Here is an 18,275-nt window from a genome sequence, read left to right as displayed (position 1 = left end):
CGTCCGGTCGGGACACTCGATGATTCCCTGGTGGGTGGACAGATCACGGCAAAGGCACACACTGTGGTGGCCAGTCAGTGCCTGGGTCACACCCTGGATGGAAACCATCCCTACAAGTATCAACGTCAGTACCGTATGCAACGATTGAGGTGTGGAAGACGTACAGCTGCCGGAACTCTCTCCGGAGACGGTCAACGAGCGATTCGATCCGCGCACCTCGCAGCGCGGGTCCGACTATGCCAACCGGGGAATGGTCGAGGCGCTCGAACTGTCGGCTTCCAGCCTCGTCGAAGGGCCGATCGGCCAGGAGCGGACGTCGTCCCTATACGCCGAAGTCGCCGGTTCGCAGGGCGCCCAGTACTCGACGAAGCTGACGGTGGTCGAATACTCCGATGGGCGCGCTTCGGAGATCGTCGGGGCCAGCTGTGCGTGCCCGGTCGGCGTCATGTGCAAGCACGCGGCGGCCATCGCCTGGCTTCTGACACCGGAATTCCGGCAGCAGCGGGTCCACCCGGGCCCTGCGGTATCCGGATCCGGCACAGTTGGGCAGGCGGCCCCGGAAACCGCAGCCGCGATCGACAACCTCATGCAGTGGGCGCAAGAACACGGCCTGGACGTGCAATTCGCAGATGCCCTTGCCGCAGGCACAGGGACGGACTCCTCTGTACCCGCACGCTTCGCCCCGCCGGCTGTCCCACAGGCGCCGAAGTCCACCTGGCGGCAGGAACTGGGTGCGCTGCGCTGGATCGAAGCGGACGAAACCCTGGTGCCCGTGGCCATCCAGTTCGAACTGCGTCCGAAGCCGGTGCGCAACTGGTGGGGCCAGGAACTGCCAGATTCATTCGAACCCGAGGACGCCGCTGCGGACCCGGAGATGCGCGTGGCCATGCGACTGATGCGACCGGGCAAGCGCAATAACTGGATCAAAGGCGGCCTGAGCTGGCGCTCACTGACGAACTCGGCACAGACCTCGAAGTACAAACATGCGCAGACGGACGTCCTGGCCCGGATCTATCGGCTCTATTCGGCAGAACACGAAGGCTACGGGTCCAATGGCGAGGTGCTGGGGATCGAACAGTTCACCTCGACGCTCGTCTGGGATCTGCTGCAGGAGGCGCAGGCCGCCGGTGTCGTCTTTCTGCCCGCCGGCTTCATCGGCGACGTTGGCCTGGGGGAGCCGGTGACCGCCTTCATCGACGTGCGCCAACCGTCCGGAGGCGATCGAGGGGACCTGATACTCGAACCGACCGTGCGCCCGCGCCCGGCCGGTGGAGTCCACACCATCGGCGGGGTGGGCATCGGGGAGTTCGTCGCTCTGGGCGATACCGACGCCCCCGCTCGCGGGCGGGGGCGGACCGGACCCAGCCACGCCCTGACCCTGCACCCACTGAGCGAACCGCTGACGCCGGCCGTCCGGCACATGTTCCTCCGCGAACCCGTGCGCATCGGGGCCGAGGACTCCCAGGAGTTCTTCGCCGACTACTACCCGCGCATCCTGCCCCAGGTAGACCTCGATAGCACCGACGATTCCGTCGTGCTGCCGGAACCGGCCCGGCCGAAACTCCTGGCCCATCTGCGTTACGGGGCCAAGGACCGGCTGACGATCGACTGGGAGTTCGACTATCCCGGCCACGTCGGCCCCGTGCCGCTGGAATTCCAGGAGGGAGCCGGCCGTGATAGATCATTCGAAGCCGAGGTCGTGGCCCGGGTCCGACTGCTCGACGGCGACCTGGCCGTGACCGGACGCCAGAGCCTCGAAGGCGTCGCAACCGCCGCCTTCACCCATCTGACGTTGCCGAAACTGGAGCGGACGGACGACGTCGCGGTCATGATCTCAGGGAATCGGCCCGCCTACCAGCAGCTGCAGGCAGAACCGCACATCAGCGTCACCGCGGACAAAGTCGACAAACACGATTGGCTGGACCTGGGCTTCGAGATCACGGTCGAAGGGCGGACCATTCCCTTCCCCACGCTGTTCAAGGCGCTGGCCCAGGGCAAGGACAAACTCCTGCTGGTCGATAAGAGCTTCTTCTCCCTGCACCACCCGGCCTTCGAGAAACTGCGCAACCTCCTCACGGAGGCGGACGCCCTGGGTGAATGGGATCCGGAGGCTCCCAAAATGGCCAAGCACCAGGTCGCCTTCTGGGACGAACTCGATGACATCGCAGACGAATCCCGCGCCGATCAGGACTGGTTGGAGTCCATCGCGGGCCTACGCGACATCACGGCCATCGAGCCGATAGCAGTGCCGGCGGGTCTCAAAGCGGAGCTGCGCGACTACCAGCAAGCGGGATTCCAATGGCTGGCATTCCTCCACGCGCACAAGCTGGGTGGCATTCTGGCCGATGACATGGGCCTGGGTAAGACGATGCAGACACTGGCGCTGATCGCCCACGCGGTCGAAAGCAGTGGGCCCGGTACGGCCGGCGCGCCGTTCCTGGTCGTTGCGCCCGCCTCCGTCACGGGAGTCTGGCAGCAGGAGGCCGCGCGCTTCACCCCGGACCTGAACGTAGTGCGCCTGGGCTCCACCACCGGCAAACGCAAGACACCGCTGGCAGATGCGATCACCGGGGCGGACCTGGTCATCACCAGCTACACCATCCTGCGCATCGACCAGGCCGAGTTCGCGGATACAGCCTGGTCCGGTCTCATCCTCGACGAGGCGCAATTCGTCAAGAACCAGACCGCGCAGGTCCATCAGGCGGCCGCCCGGGTCCCCGCCGACTTCAAATTGGCGATTACCGGCACTCCCATGGAGAACTCGCTGACCGACCTGTGGGCCTTGCTCAACATCGCAGAACCCGGCCTACTGGCCTCGGCCCGGCGGTTCCGCGACCACTACGTCAAGCCCATCGAATCGGGGGAGAACCCGACCCGGATGGCATCGCTGCGGGCCCGGGTGCGGCCCTTCATGCTGCGGCGGACCAAGGAACAGGTCGCGGCCGATCTGCCGGCCAAGCAGGAACAGACCGTCAGTGTCGAACTGGTCCCCAAACACCGCAGGCTCTACGACGCCGTACTGCAACGGGAACGCAAGAAGATCCTGGGGCTGGTCGACGACCTGGACAAGAACCGGTTCATCGTCTTCCGCTCGCTGACCCTGTTGCGCATGCTGGCACTGGACCCCGCGATCGTCGACCCGCAGGAGTACGCCGACGTGCCATCGAGCAAACTCGACGAACTCTCCGAACGCCTGGGCCAGGTCATCGAAGAGGGCCACCGGGTTCTGGTGTTCAGCCAGTTCACCTCCTTCCTACACCGGGTAGCCGGCCGGCTGGAACACGGGGGCATCGCATACTCCTATCTGGACGGGGCGACCAGGGCGCGTTCGCAGGTCATCAAGGATTTCCGGTCAGGGGACCAGCCGGTGTTCCTCATCAGCCTGAAGTCCGGGGGATTCGGCCTGACACTGACGGAGGCGGACTACGTCTTCCTCCTCGACCCGTGGTGGAACCCTGCGGCCGAAGCACAGGCGATCGACCGGGTCCACCGGATCGGGCAGTCCAACAGCGTCATGGTCTACCGCATGGTCGCAGACGGCACGATCGAGCAGAAGGTCCTGGCCCTGCAGCAGAAGAAGGCCGAATTGTTCTCCAGCCTGATGGACAATGAGACTGCGTTCTCCTCCGACATCACCGCAGATGACATCCGGCAGCTGTTCGAGCCAGGAACATGAGTGCAGGGGCATGAGCGCCGGCCCGATGCAGGTGTGTGAATCATCGCACAAATCGGCCACATATGCCGTCTCGTTTTGCAATGCCGCCCAGGACCTGGTTATAGTTATCTCGTTGCCCGGAACGCCGGGCGGCCCGGGGCTATAGCTCAGTTGGTAGAGCGCTTCGTTCGCAATGAAGAGGTCAGGGGTTCAATTCCCCTTAGCTCCACGGGGGTATGGCGCAGTTGGTAGCGCGTCTCCATGGCATGGAGAAGGTCAGGGGTTCGAATCCCCTTACCTCCACATCATCGGCAATGTCCGGATTCCGATCGCTTGAGAGCGTGAGGGTCCGGGCATTGTCGTTTTTCGTTTCTCTGAGCACGCCGCACCCCGAATCCCCACGCCGGCGGATGAAAGGGACAGCGGTCATTCCTCGGCGGCGGCCAAGGCCGCGGTGACATGCAGCGCGGTCGTTGGGAACACCGGGACCGGCGAGTCCTGCTGGCCGATGAGCAGCTCGATCTCCGTGCACCCCAGGACGATTCCCTGGGCTCCGGCAGCGACGAGCCGGCCGATGACCTCCCGATACGCCTGCCGCGAATCCTCGGTGACGATACCGCGGACCAATTCCTCGTAGATGATCCGGTGCACCGTCGCCCGGTCCTTTTCGTCCGGGATCAACGATGTGATGCCGTGGTCGGCCAGGCGATCGCGATAGAAGGCCTGCTCCATCGTGAACGCGGTTCCCAACAGCCCCACCGTGGCCAGGCCTTTGGCCCTGATCGCCTCGGCGGTGGTGTCACCGATGTGGATGAATGGGACGTCGATGGCTGCGCTGATCTGGTCGGCGACCAAGTGCATCGTATTCGTGCACAACACCACGAGTCCCGCCCCAGCGGCTTCCAGCCCCCGCGCATGCGCGGCGAGGATACGGCCCGCACCATCCCAATCGCCGGTGGCCTGCAATGCCTCGATCTCAGCGAAATCGAGCGAGTCCAGCAGGATCGGCGCGGAATGAAAGCCGCCGAACCGATCCCGGACCTGCTCATTGGCCATCCGATACCAGTCCAGTGAGGACTCCCAGCTCATACCGCCCAGCACACCGATGATCTTCACGCTTCGATCCTACGGGTTCGCTCAGTCGCAGCGGTAGAAACCCTCACCCGATTCGACGCCGAACGTGCCCCGGTCGAGGTAGTCGGCCCTGAGATAGGCGGCCCAGGCCTGCTGGGTAACAGAACCGATGAGTTCGTGGCGGGCACCGTGGAATCCGGCACCGCCTGCGCGATCTGGCTGCCGAGTACCCCTGCATCCAGAACGGTGATTTTTGTGAAACCGGACGTCACTGTGTTCCCTTCGTTCGCACGCTGAGACGATCCGCGCAGATTGGTCGGACGGCTCCTATAGTGGGGAACCCCGACATAGGAGTCAGAACATGCGCATCACCATCGCCGGAGCGGGAATCGGTGGACTCTCCCTGGCCCTGAGCCTACACGCCGCCGGCCTGTCCGACGTGCACATCTATGAGCGCTCGGAGCAGATTCGAGGGCTGGGCGTGGGCTTGAACCTGCTGCCGCACGCGGTGCGCGAACTCACCGAGCTGGGCCTGGCCGAACGGCTGGAGGAACTCGGCGTGGAACCGACCACTCTGGCGTACTACAACCGCTACGGCCAGCACATCTGGAGCGAACCACGGGGCACCCGTGCGGGCTATAAATGGCCACAGCTGTCGGTGCACCGCGGCCGGTTGCAGATGCTCCTGTTGGATGCCGTGCGCGAACGCCTGGGCGATGCCGTGCACGAGGGTCACCGGCTGGTAGGAGTGCGCTCGCAGCCCGACGGGACGGAGCTGGCGACCTTTGAAACGGCCTCGGGACCGGTCGAGGTGTCCACCGACGTTCTGGTCGGCGCCGATGGAATCCATTCGGCCCTGCGGGCCCTGCGCTATCCGGCCGAGGGCGCCCCTCCCTGGAGCGGCCTGATCAACTGGCGCGGCACCGCGATCGTCGACCCCTTCCTGGACGGGGCCACCATGGTGATGGCAGGCGACGGCGACCAGAAGTTCGTGGCCTACCCCCTAGAGAACGTCCGTCCCGACGGAACGCAGAAGATTAACTTCATCGCCGAGGCCCGCACTGCGGGGGACCCCACGGCCGACTGGAACCACCCCGTGGCCGCCGAGCCCCTGCTCGAACGGTTCGCCGCCTGGAAGTTCCCCTGGCTGGACGTGCCCGCGGTGCTGGGCGCGGCCGAACAGATCCTCGAGTATCCGATGGTCGACCGCGACGCACTTGACCAGTGGACGTTCGGTCGCACCACCCTGCTGGGCGACGCCGCCCACGCGATGTACCCGAACGGCTCCAACGGCGGCTCCCAGGCGATCCTCGACGCCCGGACCCTCGCCTTCCACCTGGCTACGGCCGAGGACATCGACTCGGCGCTGGCCGCCTACGAAGCGGTCCAGCGTCCTGCGACCGCGGCGCTCCTGGCCAAGACGCGGCAGACCGGGCCGGAACTGGTCATGCTGTTGGCCTATGAACGGGCCCCGCAGGGCTTCACCCACATCCACGATGTGATCTCGGCGGCGGAACTCGAAACGATCGCCTCCGACTACAAGGTCGCCGCCGGTTTCCATCCGGCCACTCTCAACGAGCGGACGTCTTTGACCGTGCAGTGAAGCGCGAGGCCGGCGGTGAGCGCCGCAGGGCACGTGTCCTAAGCTGACGGGGTGGAAGACGAGCACACCGAGGCGATGACGTACAGCGGGCCCCAGGGGGTTCCCGGAGACGAAGAGGCACGCAGGGCGCGCGCCCTGCAGATCCTGCAGGAGGTGTTCGGCTACGAGTCCTTCCGCGGAGACCAGGCCGCGATCATCGACCGGGTGGCCTCCGGTGGCGACGCGGTCGTGCTCATGCCCACCGGCGGCGGAAAATCCCTGTGCTATCAGATCCCCGCCCTGCTGCGGCCGGGTACCGGAATCGTCGTCTCCCCGCTCATCGCGCTCATGGCCGACCAAGTCGCAGCCCTGGAGGGCAACGGCATCCGCGCGGCCTATCTGAACTCGAGCCAGGACCTCGACGAGGCCAGGGCCGTGGAGTCCCAGCTGCTGGCCGGCGAACTCGACCTGCTCTACCTGGCGCCCGAACGGCTGGTGCTGCCGCGCACCCTGGACCTGCTGTCCCGCGCCCCGATCGCGCTGTTCGCCATTGACGAAGCCCACTGTGTGGCCCAGTGGGGCCACGACTTCCGACCGGACTACCTGGGCCTATCGGTCCTGGCAGAGGCGTTCCCCACGGTCCCGCGCATCGCCCTGACCGCCACCGCCACGGCGGAGACGCACGAGGAGATCACGGAGCGCCTGGCGCTCGACGACGCCCGCCACTACGTCTCCAGCTTCGACCGGCCCAATATCCAGTACCGGATCGAACCGAAGGACCGGCCGCGCGACCAGCTGCTGAGCCTGATCACCGGGGAGTTCCCGGGCGAGGCCGGGATCGTGTACTGCCTGAGCCGCAAATCGGTGGAGACCATCGCGGAATGGCTGGCGGCCCGCGGCATCGACGCCCTGCCCTATCACGCAGGTCTGGACCCGGCGGTGCGGGCCGGAAATCAGGAGCGCTTCCTGCGCGAGGACGGGGTGGTGATGGTCGCGACGATCGCCTTCGGAATGGGCATCGACAAACCCGATGTCCGGTTCGTCGCCCATCTGGACCTACCCAAGAGCATCGAGGGCTACTACCAGGAGACCGGTCGCGCCGGCCGCGACGGCCTGCCCTCGGTGGCCTGGCTGGCCTACGGGATGGGCGATGTGGTCAGCCAGCGGCGGATGATCGAGCGCTCGGATGCCGGGGACCTGTTCCGGCGCAATGCCAATGCCCACCTGGACGCGATGCTGGCACTGTGTGAGACGACCGGGTGCCGTCGGGTCCAGCTGCTGCGCTATTTCGGGCAGAACTCCCAACCGTGCGGCAACTGCGACACCTGCCTCAATCCGCCGGCGGTGTGGGATGCGACGATTCCCGCGCAGAAGTTCCTCTCAGCGGTCATCCGGCTGGACCGCGAGCGCGGCCAGCACTTCGGCGTTGGACAGATCGTCGATGTGCTGTTGGGCAATGAGAGTGACCGGACACGCGAATCGCGGCACGAGGAACTGAGCGTATGGGGGATCGGTTCGGAGCTGGGGCCGAAGCAGTGGCGCACCCTGGCCCGTCAGCTGTTGGCCCGCGGGATCCTGGACGCGGTGGGCGACTACGGGGTGTTGATTCCCGGCCCACACGCCGGCCCGGTGCTGCGCGGCGAGGTGGCCGTCGAACTGGCCGAGGACCGGCGGCCCGAACGCAAACGCCGCTCGAGTACCATCGGCGGTCGTTCGGCGGGCAGCCGCGCCGCCGATGCCCTCGAGCCGGCCGCCCGCGAGGTCTTCGAGGCTTTGCGCGGTTGGCGCACCTCGGTGGCCAGGGAGAAGGGGATTCCGCCGTACATGGTGTTCTCCGACGCCACCCTGGTGGGCATCGTCGAGGCGCGGCCCGGGTCGGTGTCGGCCCTGGGCTCGATCAGCGGGGTGGGCCGGAAGAAGCTGGCCGAGTACGGCGAGGGACTCCTCGCCGTACTCGCGGACTCCTAGTCCAGGATCTGGCGCTTGGCTGAGATCACGCCGGTGTTGAACCCTGCCAGGTTCAACCCGCCGTGGAACCTGGCGTGCTCGATCTTCAGACAGCGGTCCATCACGACCTCCAGACCGGCGTCCTCGGCGATGTGGGCCGCCTCCTCATTCCAGGATCCCAGTTGGAGCCACAGCGTCCTGGCGCCGATCCGCACGGCGTCGCGGGCGACCTGGGGCAGGTCCTCATCGCGGCGGAACACGTCGACGATGTCGGGGACCTCCGGCAGTTCGTCCAGGCTCGCATAGACCGGATGGCCCAGGATCTCCTGCTCCCGCGGATTGATGAAGTACACGCGGTAGGGACTGTCGGCCAGCAGATATGTGGCCACGAAGTTCGAGGCACGGGCCGGCTTCGCGGAGGCTCCGACGATCGCTACGGACTTCGCCTCGCTCATGATGCGCAGACGATCCTGGGCTCCGGGGCCCGTCCAGGTGCGAGTTGTCTCCTGTGCGGTCATGCGGCCACACCTCCTTCGTGGGTTGTACCGGTGGCGGCGGTCAATGCCGTGTCGAGGTCCCAGATGATGTCGGCCAGGTCTTCCAACCCCACCGAGATGCGGATGAGATCGGCGCCGACGCCGGCGGCCTCGAGCTGTTCTGCGGAGAGCTGCTGGTGGGTGGTCGATGCCGGGTGCAGGATCAGGGTGCGGGCATCGCCGATGTTGGCCAGGTGGCTGGCGACCTGCAGGTGCTCGATGAAGTCGGCGCCCACCGTCCGACCGTCCTTGTCGCCGCTGGCTGCGGTGCCGAAGGAGAACACGGAGCCGGGGCCCTTGGGCAGGTACTTCTGGGCGCGGGCGTGGTGGGGGTGGCTCTCCAGGCCCGAATAGTTCACATAGGCGATGCGCGGATCGGCTTCGAGCCACGTTGCCACAGCCTGCGCATTGGCGACGTGCTCGTCGAGGCGTTGTGGCAGTGTTTCGACTCCCTGGATCAGCTGCCAGGCTGCCTGTGGCTGCAGGGATGGACCGTAATCGCGCAGCTGTTCGTTGCGCAGCCGGAACAGGAAGCCGTATTCGCCGAAGTTGTCCCACCAGCTGATGCCGTTGTAGCTGGGGATCGGTTCGGTCATCAGTGGGAACTTGCCATTGGCCCAGTTGAACTTCCCCGACTCCACGACCACACCGCCCAGGGTGGTGCCGTGGCCGCCGATGAACTTGGTGGCGGAGTGGATGACGATGTCGGCGCCGAATTCGATCGGGCGGCACAGGTAGGGGGAGTTCAGCGTCGCATCGACGACCAGCGGGATGTCGTGGGCGTGCGCGACCGCTGCCAGGCCCTCCAGCTCGGCGATCTCGGAGGAGGGATTGGCGATGAGTTCGGTGTAGACGGCCTTGGTGTTGGGCCGGATCGCGGCTTCGAAGTCCGCCGGGTCCGTGCCCGTGATGAAGGTCGTCTCCACACCGAAGCGGCGCAGTGAGACGTCCAGCTGGGTGACGGTGCCGCCGTAGAGCTGGCTGGAGGCGACGATGTGGTCGCCGGCCTGGGCCAGCGCCGCGAAGGTGACGAATTCCGCGGCCATTCCCGATGAGGTGGCGACAGCGCCGATCCCGCCCTCCAGACTGGCGATGCGCTCTTCGAAGGCCGCGACTGTCGGGTTGCCGATGCGCGAGTAGATATTGCCGAACTTCTGCAGGGCGAACAGGTTCGCAGCATCGTCGGAGTCCTTGAAGACAAAGGACGTCGACTGGTAGATCGGGACGGAACGCGCCCCGTGGATCGCATCGGGGACGGCACCCGCATGCAGGGCGCGGGTGCGGAATCCGAATTCGTGATCGGCCAAGACGGCTCGCTTTCTGCCCGATCCGCACATCTCGGCGGACGGGCCTGGAGAACAGGGGTATGCCTCCACTCTATCGAGCCCGGAGTTCCTGCGCTGCGGGATTTCGAATCGCGGATGTGCCGTGGTGTAGAACACCCGGCCGGATAGGGTGGCCCCATGACAAAGAAAACCCTGATCACAGGTGCCGTCGTGTTCGACGGCACGTCCTTCGCAGGCGCTCAGGACGTCCTGGTCTCCGACGGCCGGGTCGCCGAGATCCTGCCCGCCGGAACCGGTGCGGCAGGCCACCCGGACGCCGAGGTCGTCGATGCCACCGGGCAGACGCTGACACCGGGCATCATCGACTGCCATGTCCACGTCACCAGCGAGACCGCCGGGTCGCTCGACTCCTTCCACGAGCCCTTCACCTATCAGTTCTACCGCTCGGTGGACCTGCTGAAGAAGACACTGCACGGGGGAGTGACCTATGCCCGTGACGCCGGGGGAGCCGATGCCGGGTGCCGGTTGGCGCTGCAGAAGGGGCTGATCGTCGGTCCCAAGCTCAAGCTCGCGATCCAGATCATGAGCCAGACGGGCGGGCACGGTGACGGATGGCTGCCGTCGGGTGTCCACGGCACCATGTCGCTGCCGCACTACGGTCGGCCCGACGGAGTGGCCGACGGGGTCGAGGGTGTGCGCAAGAAGGCCAGGGAGATCCTGCGCGCGGGCGCCGACCACATCAAGATCTGCTCGACCGGCGGTGTGTTGTCAGCCGCAGACGATCCGCGGCACAGCCAGTTCACCCGTGATGAGATCGCCGTCATCGTCGAGGAGGCCCAGGCGCAGGGTGGCTATGTGATGGCACACGCACAGGGCTCCGAGGGCATCAAGAACGCCCTGGTGTCCGGCGTGCGCTCGATCGAGCACGGGATCTACCTCACCGATGAGCTGATCGAACTGTTCTTGGCCAAGGACGCCTACCTCGTGCCCACTCTGCAGGCGCCGCTGGCCGTCATCAAGGGCGCGGAATCGGGAGCTCCCATCCCGCCGGCCCTGGTGGAGAAGGCCAAGATGGTCGCCGAGGTTCACGCGGAATCCGTCCGCAGGGCCTACGCCGCCGGCGTCAAGATCGCGATGGGAACCGATGCCGGCGTGGGTGAGCACGGGCAGAACCTGGAGGAACTCGAACTGCTGCAGTCCCAGGCTGGGATGTCGACCGCGGATGTTCTGGCGGCAGGGACCTCGGTGGCGGCCGAACTGATGGACATCGGCGACGTGGTCGGCGCGATCGCGCCCGGCCTGGCCGCCGACCTGGTGCTGTTCGACGGGGATCTGGAGTCCGTCGGGGTGACCGAGGCACGTCGCCGGGTTGCGGGTGTCTTCCAGGACGGTGTGCGCATGCGCTGAGCCATCCGATCATCGGCGCTCGCGGGTCCCCGGGCCCGGGAGCGCCGATGCTCCCGGACACAGTGCAGGGGCCGTTCCCGTCGATCAGACGGGAACGGCCCCTGCACTGTGTCGGATGGGTCTGAGTCCGATGGGTCCTAGAGGAATGCCACGAGGACCGAGGCGATGACCACCGAACCGGCGCTGACCGAGGTGAAGCCGCCGACGAGCATCGGCGGCAGCATGACCGCCAGGAGCGACTCCTTCTCCTCTTCGCTGCGTGCGACACCGCGGGCGACCTCATTGGTGATGAGGTAGTCGGCGGGGAAGCCGTACATGGCGGTCAGGGCGACGGACATGCCCAGGCTGCCCTTCCATTTCAGGAGCTTCGTGACGATGTAGCCGCCGAGCATGATCCCAAGCCCGCCGATGATGAGAATGGCGATCAATGGCACGATTGCGTGGAGGATATCCGGGATGGAGGCTGCCATCAGCGGCGCGACGACCACCGCGATGATCGAGGCCATGCCCAGGCCGAACGAGCTGGCGCGTTCCATCGCGCGGTCGGGCGTCAGCCCCAGCCAGGTGCAGATGATGCCCAGGATCAGCGCGACGATCGACGACGGGATGTGGGTCGGGCCGGAGATGGCCACCGCCAGGGCGCCACCGCAGAAGATGATGAACAGCATGAACAGCTCATTGTCCGTCAGCGCCTTGGGCAGGTTGACGAGCTTCTTCTTCGTGGCGGCCATTTCCTCATCGGCCTTGTGCGCGGCCGCGAGCTGTTCGAGCTCACCGGAGTCGCGCAGCCTGATCGCGTGGCGCCGCAGCAGGAAGTTCGTCATCGGCATGGATGGCACGGACTGCAGCATCAGGACCAGGGACGGCAGCACCAGCACAGCGCCTGCCACGGCGTGTTCCTTCAGACCCGCGGTGGTCAACCCGGTCGCCACGATGCCGCCGGCCAAAGGGCCGGAGCCCGCGACGAAGGTCTGGAAACCGAACAGGGGCCAGATGACCAGGGCCATGACACCCACCGCGATCGCCATACCGCCACAGGTGATAAGGACGGACCGCCACTGTTTGGCCAGTGTCCGCAACGGGATGATCGAACCCATGTGGAACAGCAGCGGCGCTGACATGATGGTGTACAAGGACAGCAGGCCGGTGTCGTCGACCAGGCTCTCGGGCACCCAGCCGGCCTTGGCGACGATGAAGATGCCCAGCATCGCGATGAGCAGACTGGGCACCCTGGCCTTGGACCAGATGGAGACGATTTCGCCCAGTGCGATGAACAACATCACGACGACGATCGCGTAGACGGGATTCATTCGTGTCCCTCCTTCGAGGGTCGGGAAGAGTTGACCGACACAGTTTTCCATCTGACCTGCACCGATGATAGATCCAACTCACTATGTGAGATGGAAGACACCATGTGACTGCCGTTATGCCAAGGTCTCCGCGAAGCCCCGCCGCTGCGCTTCGGTGAACGGTGTCGGAGTGCGGGTCAGAGTATCGATCTGCACGATGGTGCTCGTGGCCCTGGCCCTCACCTCGCCGGCTGAGACCAGGAGCTGCTCCATCGTCGCCGAGGTCCGCCCCACCTTCGAAATCCGTGTGCCGACCGTGGCCTCGCCTGGCCAGTGCAGTTCGCGCAGATAGTCGATGGTGATCGAGGCGAGGACGAACTCACGGTTGGAGTCGGCGGTCTGTGCCCTGGCGGCGTCCAGTGTGGTAACCCGCCCGGTTTCGAAGTAGGAGGAGAACACGCTGTTGTTCACATGCCCCTGCCTGTCGGTGTCGCCGTAGCGGATCGTGTCCCGGCTGATCTGGGGGAAATCGGCCAGAGCGGCGTGGTCCGGGTCTGTAACTGTCATTGTCGAATGTTCGTTCATAACCCCATGGTGCCATGGCCGGTAGCGCCGTGTGGCGGATGATTGCGCCGCTTCCGGCGTGGTGGCATATTGGGAGGCTATCGGACAAGGGTGTCCGTCGGCGGCGGGGCCGCCGTGATGAAAGGCGAGGAAATGACAGACCTCTCATATACGTGCGGAACCGGGAGCACGCCCCTGCTGGGCGAGACGATCGGGCAGAACTTCGCCAGAGTCGTCTCCGCCCATCCGGATCGCACAGCCCTGATCGACGTCGCCTCCGAGCGCACCTGGACGTATGCGCAACTGGATGCCAGGACGGCCGAACTCGCAGCGGCGCTCACGGAGCGCGGAATCGGGCGGGGTGATCGAGTGGGCATTTGGGCACAGAATCTGCCCGAATGGACCCTGGCCATGTACGCCACGATCAGGATCGGCGCGATCCTGGTCAACATCAACCCGGCATACCGGAGCCATGAGCTGGACTTCATCGTCGAACACTCCGGTCTGAAGCTGCTGATCAGTCAAATCGCCGCACCGCCACACTCCGATTTCATCGCCATCGCCAGGGAAGTGCAGGCCGAACACCCGTTCGATCTGGTGTTCATCGATACCGCACCGACGGCGCTCTGCGAGACCGATCACCCTCTGCCGGATGCGGAGCGCCTGTCCGCGCTCTGTGCCGCAGGCATACGGCTGATGGAGGATCCCGGGATCAGGATGTCAGCACGTTTGGCGCGTATCGGGGCGGAGCTGGATCCCGACGATCCGATCAATCTGCAGTACACATCTGGCACGACTGGATTCCCCAAGGGCGTCACCCTGAGCCACCACAACATCCTCAACAACGGGTACTCGATCGGGGAGATGCTGAACTACTCCGAGGAGGACTCGGTGGTCCTCCCCGTGCCCTTCTTCCACTGTTTCGGCATGGTGATCGGGACCCTGGCCGCATTCTCCCACGGCGCAGCGACCGTGATACCGGCTCCGGCCTTCGACCCGGCGCGCACTCTGGCGGCCGTGCAGCGCACACGCGCAAGCAGCCTCTACGGCGTGCCCACGATGTTCATCGCAGAACTCGCCCTGGCAGATCTGGCCGATTACGACCTGTCCAGTCTGCGCACGGGGGTCATGGCGGGTTCGACCTGTCCCGTCGAAGTCATGCGCAAGGTCATCGAGACCATGCACATGCCCGAGGTCGCCATCTGCTACGGCATGACGGAGACGGCGCCGGTATCCATGATGACCCGGACGGACGATTCCCTGGAGCGCCGGACGCAGACGGTGGGCCGGGCGATGCCCTTCGTGGAGATCAAGATCGTCGACCCGGCGACGGGCCTGCAGGTCCCCCGCGGAATCAAGGGGGAGCTGTGTACCCGTGGGTATTCGGTGATGCGCGGGTACTGGGAACAGCCCGATAAGACCGCGGAGTCGATCGATTCGGGGCGGTGGATGCACACGGGGGATCTGGCGATCATGAACGACGACGGCTACGTCGACGTCGCGGGCCGGATCAAGGATCTGGTGATCAGGGGCGGGGAGAACATCGCCCCGCGCGAGATCGAGGAGTTCCTCTACACCCACCCCGACATCGCCGATGTCCAAGTGGTCGGGGTGCCCGATGCGAAGTACGGGGAGGAGCTCATGGCCTGGGTGATTCTGCGCGAGGGGGCTCCCGAGCTGACGGCGGAGGGCCTGCGGGAATTCTGCGCGGGCCGCCTGGCCCACTACAAGATCCCCAGGTACGTCCAACGCAGGGAGTCGTTCCCCATGACGGTCTCCGGCAAAGTCCGCAAGGTCGAGCTGCGCGCAGAGGGTGCGCAGCTGACCTCCTGAGGCGGCTCAGCGGATTCGCAGGGCGCCGCTCAACGCGGGATCCCAGCCCAGCGCGTCCTCGGCGGCGACTGCCGCATCAAGGTCTTCGCGCAGATCGTCGGGGAAGTCAGTGGTGCGGCGGGTGCTGAAGGAGATGTGCACGAGCATCGTCTCGAAGATCATCGACAAGCGCCGATTGTCGTCGTCGAGCACATAGGAGGCCAGGAGTAGCGCACGGGAGCCGATCCCACCGATGCGCACGCGCGTCGACAGGTTGGCGCCCAGGCGCATCTCGGCCAGATACCGCATGTGCTGTTCGACGGTGAAGACGCCCAGATTGCGGTTGGTCATGTACTCGGCGTCGAGGCCCAGGCCTGCCGCGCGCTCCATCGCGGCCTGAGAACCCACGTCGAAGTAATGTCGGATGTTCATATGGCCGTTGGCGTCGACCCACTCCGGCGGAACGGTATACGAACCGTACCGGGGGAGGTCGGCCAGCTGGTCGTAGGTTGGATGCGCCTGCGGCATGGGGATCCCTTCGTCATTGAAAAAGTCCTGGGCCCGGCCAATCAGGCCGGGCCCAGGACTCAAGCTATCATCCGTGAAGGGGCTGTGGTGGATCAGGGCCACCGGGTGGGGTCAGGACAGGGCTTTGACCCGCACGACCTTGGCGCCCTTCATCCAGCTCAGGGAACGCTCCGAGACACCCACACGCGAATTACCCGCGTCGACACCGTATGCCTTGCCCTTCTTGGTGATGATTCCGACGTGGCCGGGCGAGTGGATGATGTCGCCGGGCTTCGCCTTCTTCACCGAGATCCGCTTGCCGGCCTTGCCGATCGCGGAGCTGGTGCGCGGGACCTTGATCTTGTTCTTCTTGTAGACGTAGCGAACGAGGCCGGAGCAATCGAAGGCCTTGGGCCCGTTACCACCGGTGCGGTACTTCTTGCCCTTCTGCTTCTTGGCCAGCTTGACGATGGCGTTGCGCTTCGAGGTCTTCGAAGCCTTCTTCTTGGACTTCTTCTTCGAAGCCTTCTTGCTGGACTTCTTCTTGTCCGACTTCTTCTTGGAGTCGGACTTCTTGCTCGAGCCGCTTCCGGCGGCGCCCAGGGAGGCCGCGTTCGCCGGCGATGCCGCAATGGCTCCGCCCATAGTCAGTGCCGCGGTCAGGGCGACTGCTGTGATCGACGTCTTGAAACTCATGAAATACCTATCCTCGCTGTTGGGGGCCGCAGCTGCGGGGAAGCTGTGAAGCGGCCGCCTGTGCGCATCGGCCCGGGTGTTTCCACCCGGCGGGGCTCGAGGCCCCTCACGTATGTACCGACATGTGTTGGTGTTATCGTTCTGTGACTTTTCGAGTGTTACACATGCCGTTACCCAAATGCAACAATGACTCCCGATTCGTTACCCAAAATACTCTTCCGAAGGCCACGCCTGTCGTGGTATGAGTGCACGAAGAAGCGCCGCACCCAATATGGGATGCGGCGCTTCACAGTGTGAGACGATTATCTATCGTTCCAGGTCAGGATGGGTGTGATCAATCTAGGCGTTGACCGGAACTCGGATGGTCTCCAAATCCAGATCGGGATTGCGATCCTGGAAGGCGACCAGCGCCCTGGCCTCGGTGTGAGTTGCGACAATCGGCAGCGAGCCGGTCAGAGGCTTGCGGGCCGATTCGCCGATCGCCAGGATTGCAACGCCCGCGATGATGCTGAAGAACATGATGTAGAACGCCGGCATCAGATTGTTGCCCGTCCACTGCATGAGCGCCTGGGTGAACAACGGGGTGGTGCCACCGAAGGCGGAGACCGCCAGATTGTAGGACAGGCCCATACCCGTGTAGCGGGTGGCGGTGGGGAACAGCGCGGGCAGAGCCGCGGCCGAGGGGCCGACCCACAGGGCCACGGGGATCGCAATGAGCGACAGGGCGACCATCACCCAGGCGAGGGTCCCCAAGTGCATCAGCTTGAAGGCGGGCACCGTCAGGACCACTGTGGCGATCGCGGCGGCAGCGTAGACCGGGCGGCGGCCGACACGGTCGGAGATGAAGCCGACGATCGGGATACAGATGCTCATGACGACCAGAACGGGCACGGTGGCCAGTGCGGAGGTGATCGAGGAATAACCGACCTCCTCCTCGAGATAGACGGGCATGTAGCTCGTCAGTGCGTAGCCGGCACTGTTAGTGGCGGCGACGATGGCCATGGCGACCAGCAGGGGGCGCCAGTGGTGGCGGATCAGACCGATGAACCCGTGACGCGCATAGGGATCGTCGTGGTCGACGTCGGTGAGATCGGCGCTGGCCTCGGCCACCTCGAACGCGGGCGTCTCCGGCAGCCGCGAACGCAGCCAGACGGCGATGATGCCCAGGGGGATTGCGGTGAGGAACGGGATGCGCCAGCCGTATTCGGCCATGGCGTCCGGCCCGGATACGGAGGTGCTGATCCAGGTGGTCAGACCGACGACGGTGGCGCCGGCCGCAAAGCCCATATAAGAACCGGTGTCGAGCATGGAGGAGAAGAAGCCGCGCTTGCGGTCGGGCGCGAATTCGGCGACGTAGGTCGCGGCACCGGCGTACTCGCCGCCGGTGGAGAAGCCCTGCAGCATCTTCAGCAGGTAGAGCAGGACGAGTGCCCAGACACCCAGGGTATTGGCCGTCGGCAGCAGGCCGATGAGGGCGGTGGCGCCGGCCATGACGCTCATGGTGAAGAAGAGGATCTTGCGGCGGCCGAACTTATCGCCCAGCGGCCCCAGGACCAGTCCACCAAGGGGGCGGACCAGGAAGCTGACGGCGAAGCCGAGCAGGGTCGCCAGGAGCTGCCACTGGGTGGGGAGCCCGGAGGCGAAGACGCCGGTCATCACGACGGCCAGGTAGCCGTAGATGCCGAAGTCGTACCACTCCATGAAGTTGCCGACCAGCGTGCCGCCGATCGCGGGCTTGAGCTTGGTGGGTGGAACGACGTTGACGTGTTCGACCTTGAGTCGTTCGGGGTGGGGCTTGGGGGACTTGCCGGTTCTGCTGTGCATGAGTACCTCCTGCACTTAATCGGTTCGGAATCGCTGGGCGACGCCGCATACGATGTTCGACCTTACGGAGGCCGAAATCGAAGATCAAGGCAGAAC

Annotated in this window: 13 protein-coding genes and 2 tRNA genes; 7 read left to right on the top strand and 8 right to left on the bottom strand. The window is 65.4% G+C overall.

The features are described 5' to 3' along the window. Positions 1–151: 151 nt before the first annotated feature. From NQ038_RS13795 to NQ038_RS13785, 3 genes are all read left to right on the top strand, one after another. Positions 152–3,676 (top strand): DEAD/DEAH box helicase, encoded by a 3,525-nt coding sequence (locus NQ038_RS13795; protein ID WP_257049672.1) that lies wholly within the window; start codon positions 152–154, stop codon positions 3,674–3,676. 135 nt (positions 3,677–3,811) lie between these two features. Further along, positions 3,812–3,884: transfer RNA gene (locus tag NQ038_RS13790), tRNA-Ala, on the top strand. Position 3,885: 1 nt separating this feature from the next. Continuing rightward, positions 3,886–3,958, top strand: a tRNA-Ala gene (locus NQ038_RS13785). A 123-nt stretch (positions 3,959–4,081) separates the two neighbouring features. Here NQ038_RS13785 and NQ038_RS13780 read toward each other — a convergent pair. Continuing rightward, positions 4,082–4,771, bottom strand: a complete 690-nt coding sequence (locus NQ038_RS13780; protein ID WP_257049673.1) for an aspartate/glutamate racemase family protein — start codon at positions 4,769–4,771, stop codon at positions 4,082–4,084. A 319-nt stretch (positions 4,772–5,090) separates the two neighbouring features. Between NQ038_RS13780 and NQ038_RS13775 the strand changes: the two genes are divergently transcribed. Then, positions 5,091–6,332, top strand: a complete 1,242-nt coding sequence (locus NQ038_RS13775) for a flavin-dependent oxidoreductase (RefSeq protein WP_257049674.1) — start codon at positions 5,091–5,093, stop codon at positions 6,330–6,332. A gap of 75 nt (positions 6,333–6,407) precedes the next feature. Next, on the top strand, positions 6,408–8,279 hold the full coding sequence (gene recQ / locus NQ038_RS13770; protein ID WP_257049700.1) for a DNA helicase RecQ: 1,872 nt from the start codon (positions 6,408–6,410) through the stop codon (positions 8,277–8,279). On the opposite strand, the gene NQ038_RS13765 is transcribed toward recQ, so the two are convergent. Then, positions 8,276–8,776 carry a CoA-binding protein gene (locus NQ038_RS13765; protein ID WP_257049675.1) on the bottom strand — a complete coding sequence of 167 codons (501 nt, stop codon included), beginning with the start codon at positions 8,774–8,776 and terminating at the stop codon, positions 8,276–8,278. The two genes, recQ and NQ038_RS13765, sit on opposite strands and share 4 nt — an antisense overlap. Beyond that, positions 8,773–10,101, bottom strand: coding sequence for an O-acetylhomoserine aminocarboxypropyltransferase/cysteine synthase family protein (locus NQ038_RS13760; protein WP_257049676.1), 1,329 nt, complete (start codon positions 10,099–10,101; stop codon positions 8,773–8,775). The genes NQ038_RS13765 and NQ038_RS13760 overlap by 4 nt, the downstream gene beginning before the upstream one ends. A 156-nt stretch (positions 10,102–10,257) precedes the next feature. On the opposite strand from NQ038_RS13760, the gene NQ038_RS13755 reads away from it, so the two are divergent. Beyond that, positions 10,258–11,487: an amidohydrolase family protein gene (locus NQ038_RS13755; protein ID WP_257049677.1), complete on the top strand. Its 1,230-nt coding sequence runs from the start codon at positions 10,258–10,260 to the stop codon at positions 11,485–11,487. 137 nt (positions 11,488–11,624) lie between these two features. Here NQ038_RS13755 and NQ038_RS13750 read toward each other — a convergent pair whose 3' ends face one another. Then, positions 11,625–12,797 (bottom strand): hypothetical protein, encoded by a 1,173-nt coding sequence (locus NQ038_RS13750; protein ID WP_257049678.1) that lies wholly within the window; start codon positions 12,795–12,797, stop codon positions 11,625–11,627. A gap of 114 nt (positions 12,798–12,911) precedes the next feature. Continuing rightward, on the bottom strand, positions 12,912–13,343 hold the full coding sequence (locus NQ038_RS13745) for a thioesterase family protein (RefSeq protein WP_257049680.1): 432 nt from the start codon (positions 13,341–13,343) through the stop codon (positions 12,912–12,914). 150 nt (positions 13,344–13,493) lie between these two features. Between NQ038_RS13745 and NQ038_RS13740 the strand changes: the two genes are divergently transcribed. Continuing rightward, the gene (locus NQ038_RS13740; RefSeq protein ID WP_257049681.1) at positions 13,494–15,173 is read left to right on the top strand and encodes an AMP-binding protein; all 1,680 of its coding nucleotides are present in this window, start codon (positions 13,494–13,496) and stop codon (positions 15,171–15,173) included. A 6-nt stretch (positions 15,174–15,179) separates the two neighbouring features. Here the strand turns inward: NQ038_RS13740 and NQ038_RS13735 are convergent, their stop codons facing one another. From NQ038_RS13735 to NQ038_RS13725, 3 genes are all read right to left on the bottom strand, one after another. Beyond that, positions 15,180–15,680, bottom strand: a complete 501-nt coding sequence (locus NQ038_RS13735; protein ID WP_257049682.1) for a thioesterase family protein — start codon at positions 15,678–15,680, stop codon at positions 15,180–15,182. A 111-nt stretch (positions 15,681–15,791) separates the two neighbouring features. Then, positions 15,792–16,355 carry a C40 family peptidase gene (locus tag NQ038_RS13730; RefSeq protein ID WP_257049683.1) on the bottom strand — a complete coding sequence of 188 codons (564 nt, stop codon included), beginning with the start codon at positions 16,353–16,355 and terminating at the stop codon, positions 15,792–15,794. 339 nt (positions 16,356–16,694) lie between these two features. Next, positions 16,695–18,179, bottom strand: a complete 1,485-nt coding sequence (locus tag NQ038_RS13725) for an MFS transporter (RefSeq protein WP_257049684.1) — start codon at positions 18,177–18,179, stop codon at positions 16,695–16,697. Positions 18,180–18,275: the final 96 nt, after the last annotated feature.

Origin of the sequence: Brevibacterium sp. 50QC2O2, from assembly GCF_024580675.1 — a bacterium.
Lineage (GTDB): Bacteria > Actinomycetota > Actinomycetes > Actinomycetales > Brevibacteriaceae > Brevibacterium > Brevibacterium moorei.
Note: the sequence above shows the minus strand (reverse complement) of the source record. Positions and strands in the feature narration are given on the sequence as shown.

What these genes read in the sequence shown, in the direction of transcription:
- NQ038_RS13775 (WP_257049674.1), top strand. Translation starts at nt 5,091, where the DNA reads ATGCGCATCACCATCGCCGGAGCGGGAATCGGTGGACTCTCCCTGGCC.
- recQ (WP_257049700.1), top strand. Translation starts at nt 6,408, where the DNA reads ATGACGTACAGCGGGCCCCAGGGGGTTCCCGGAGACGAAGAGGCACGC.
- NQ038_RS13765 (WP_257049675.1), bottom strand. Translation starts at nt 8,776, where the DNA reads ATGACCGCACAGGAGACAACTCGCACCTGGACGGGCCCCGGAGCCCAG.
- NQ038_RS13755 (WP_257049677.1), top strand. Translation starts at nt 10,258, where the DNA reads ATGACAAAGAAAACCCTGATCACAGGTGCCGTCGTGTTCGACGGCACG.
- NQ038_RS13750 (WP_257049678.1), bottom strand. Translation starts at nt 12,797, where the DNA reads ATGAATCCCGTCTACGCGATCGTCGTCGTGATGTTGTTCATCGCACTG.
- NQ038_RS13745 (WP_257049680.1), bottom strand. Translation starts at nt 13,343, where the DNA reads ATGACAGTTACAGACCCGGACCACGCCGCTCTGGCCGATTTCCCCCAG.
- NQ038_RS13740 (WP_257049681.1), top strand. Translation starts at nt 13,494, where the DNA reads ATGACAGACCTCTCATATACGTGCGGAACCGGGAGCACGCCCCTGCTG.
- NQ038_RS13735 (WP_257049682.1), bottom strand. Translation starts at nt 15,680, where the DNA reads ATGCCGCAGGCGCATCCAACCTACGACCAGCTGGCCGACCTCCCCCGG.
- NQ038_RS13730 (WP_257049683.1), bottom strand. Translation starts at nt 16,355, where the DNA reads ATGAGTTTCAAGACGTCGATCACAGCAGTCGCCCTGACCGCGGCACTG.
- NQ038_RS13725 (WP_257049684.1), bottom strand. Translation starts at nt 18,179, where the DNA reads ATGCACAGCAGAACCGGCAAGTCCCCCAAGCCCCACCCCGAACGACTC.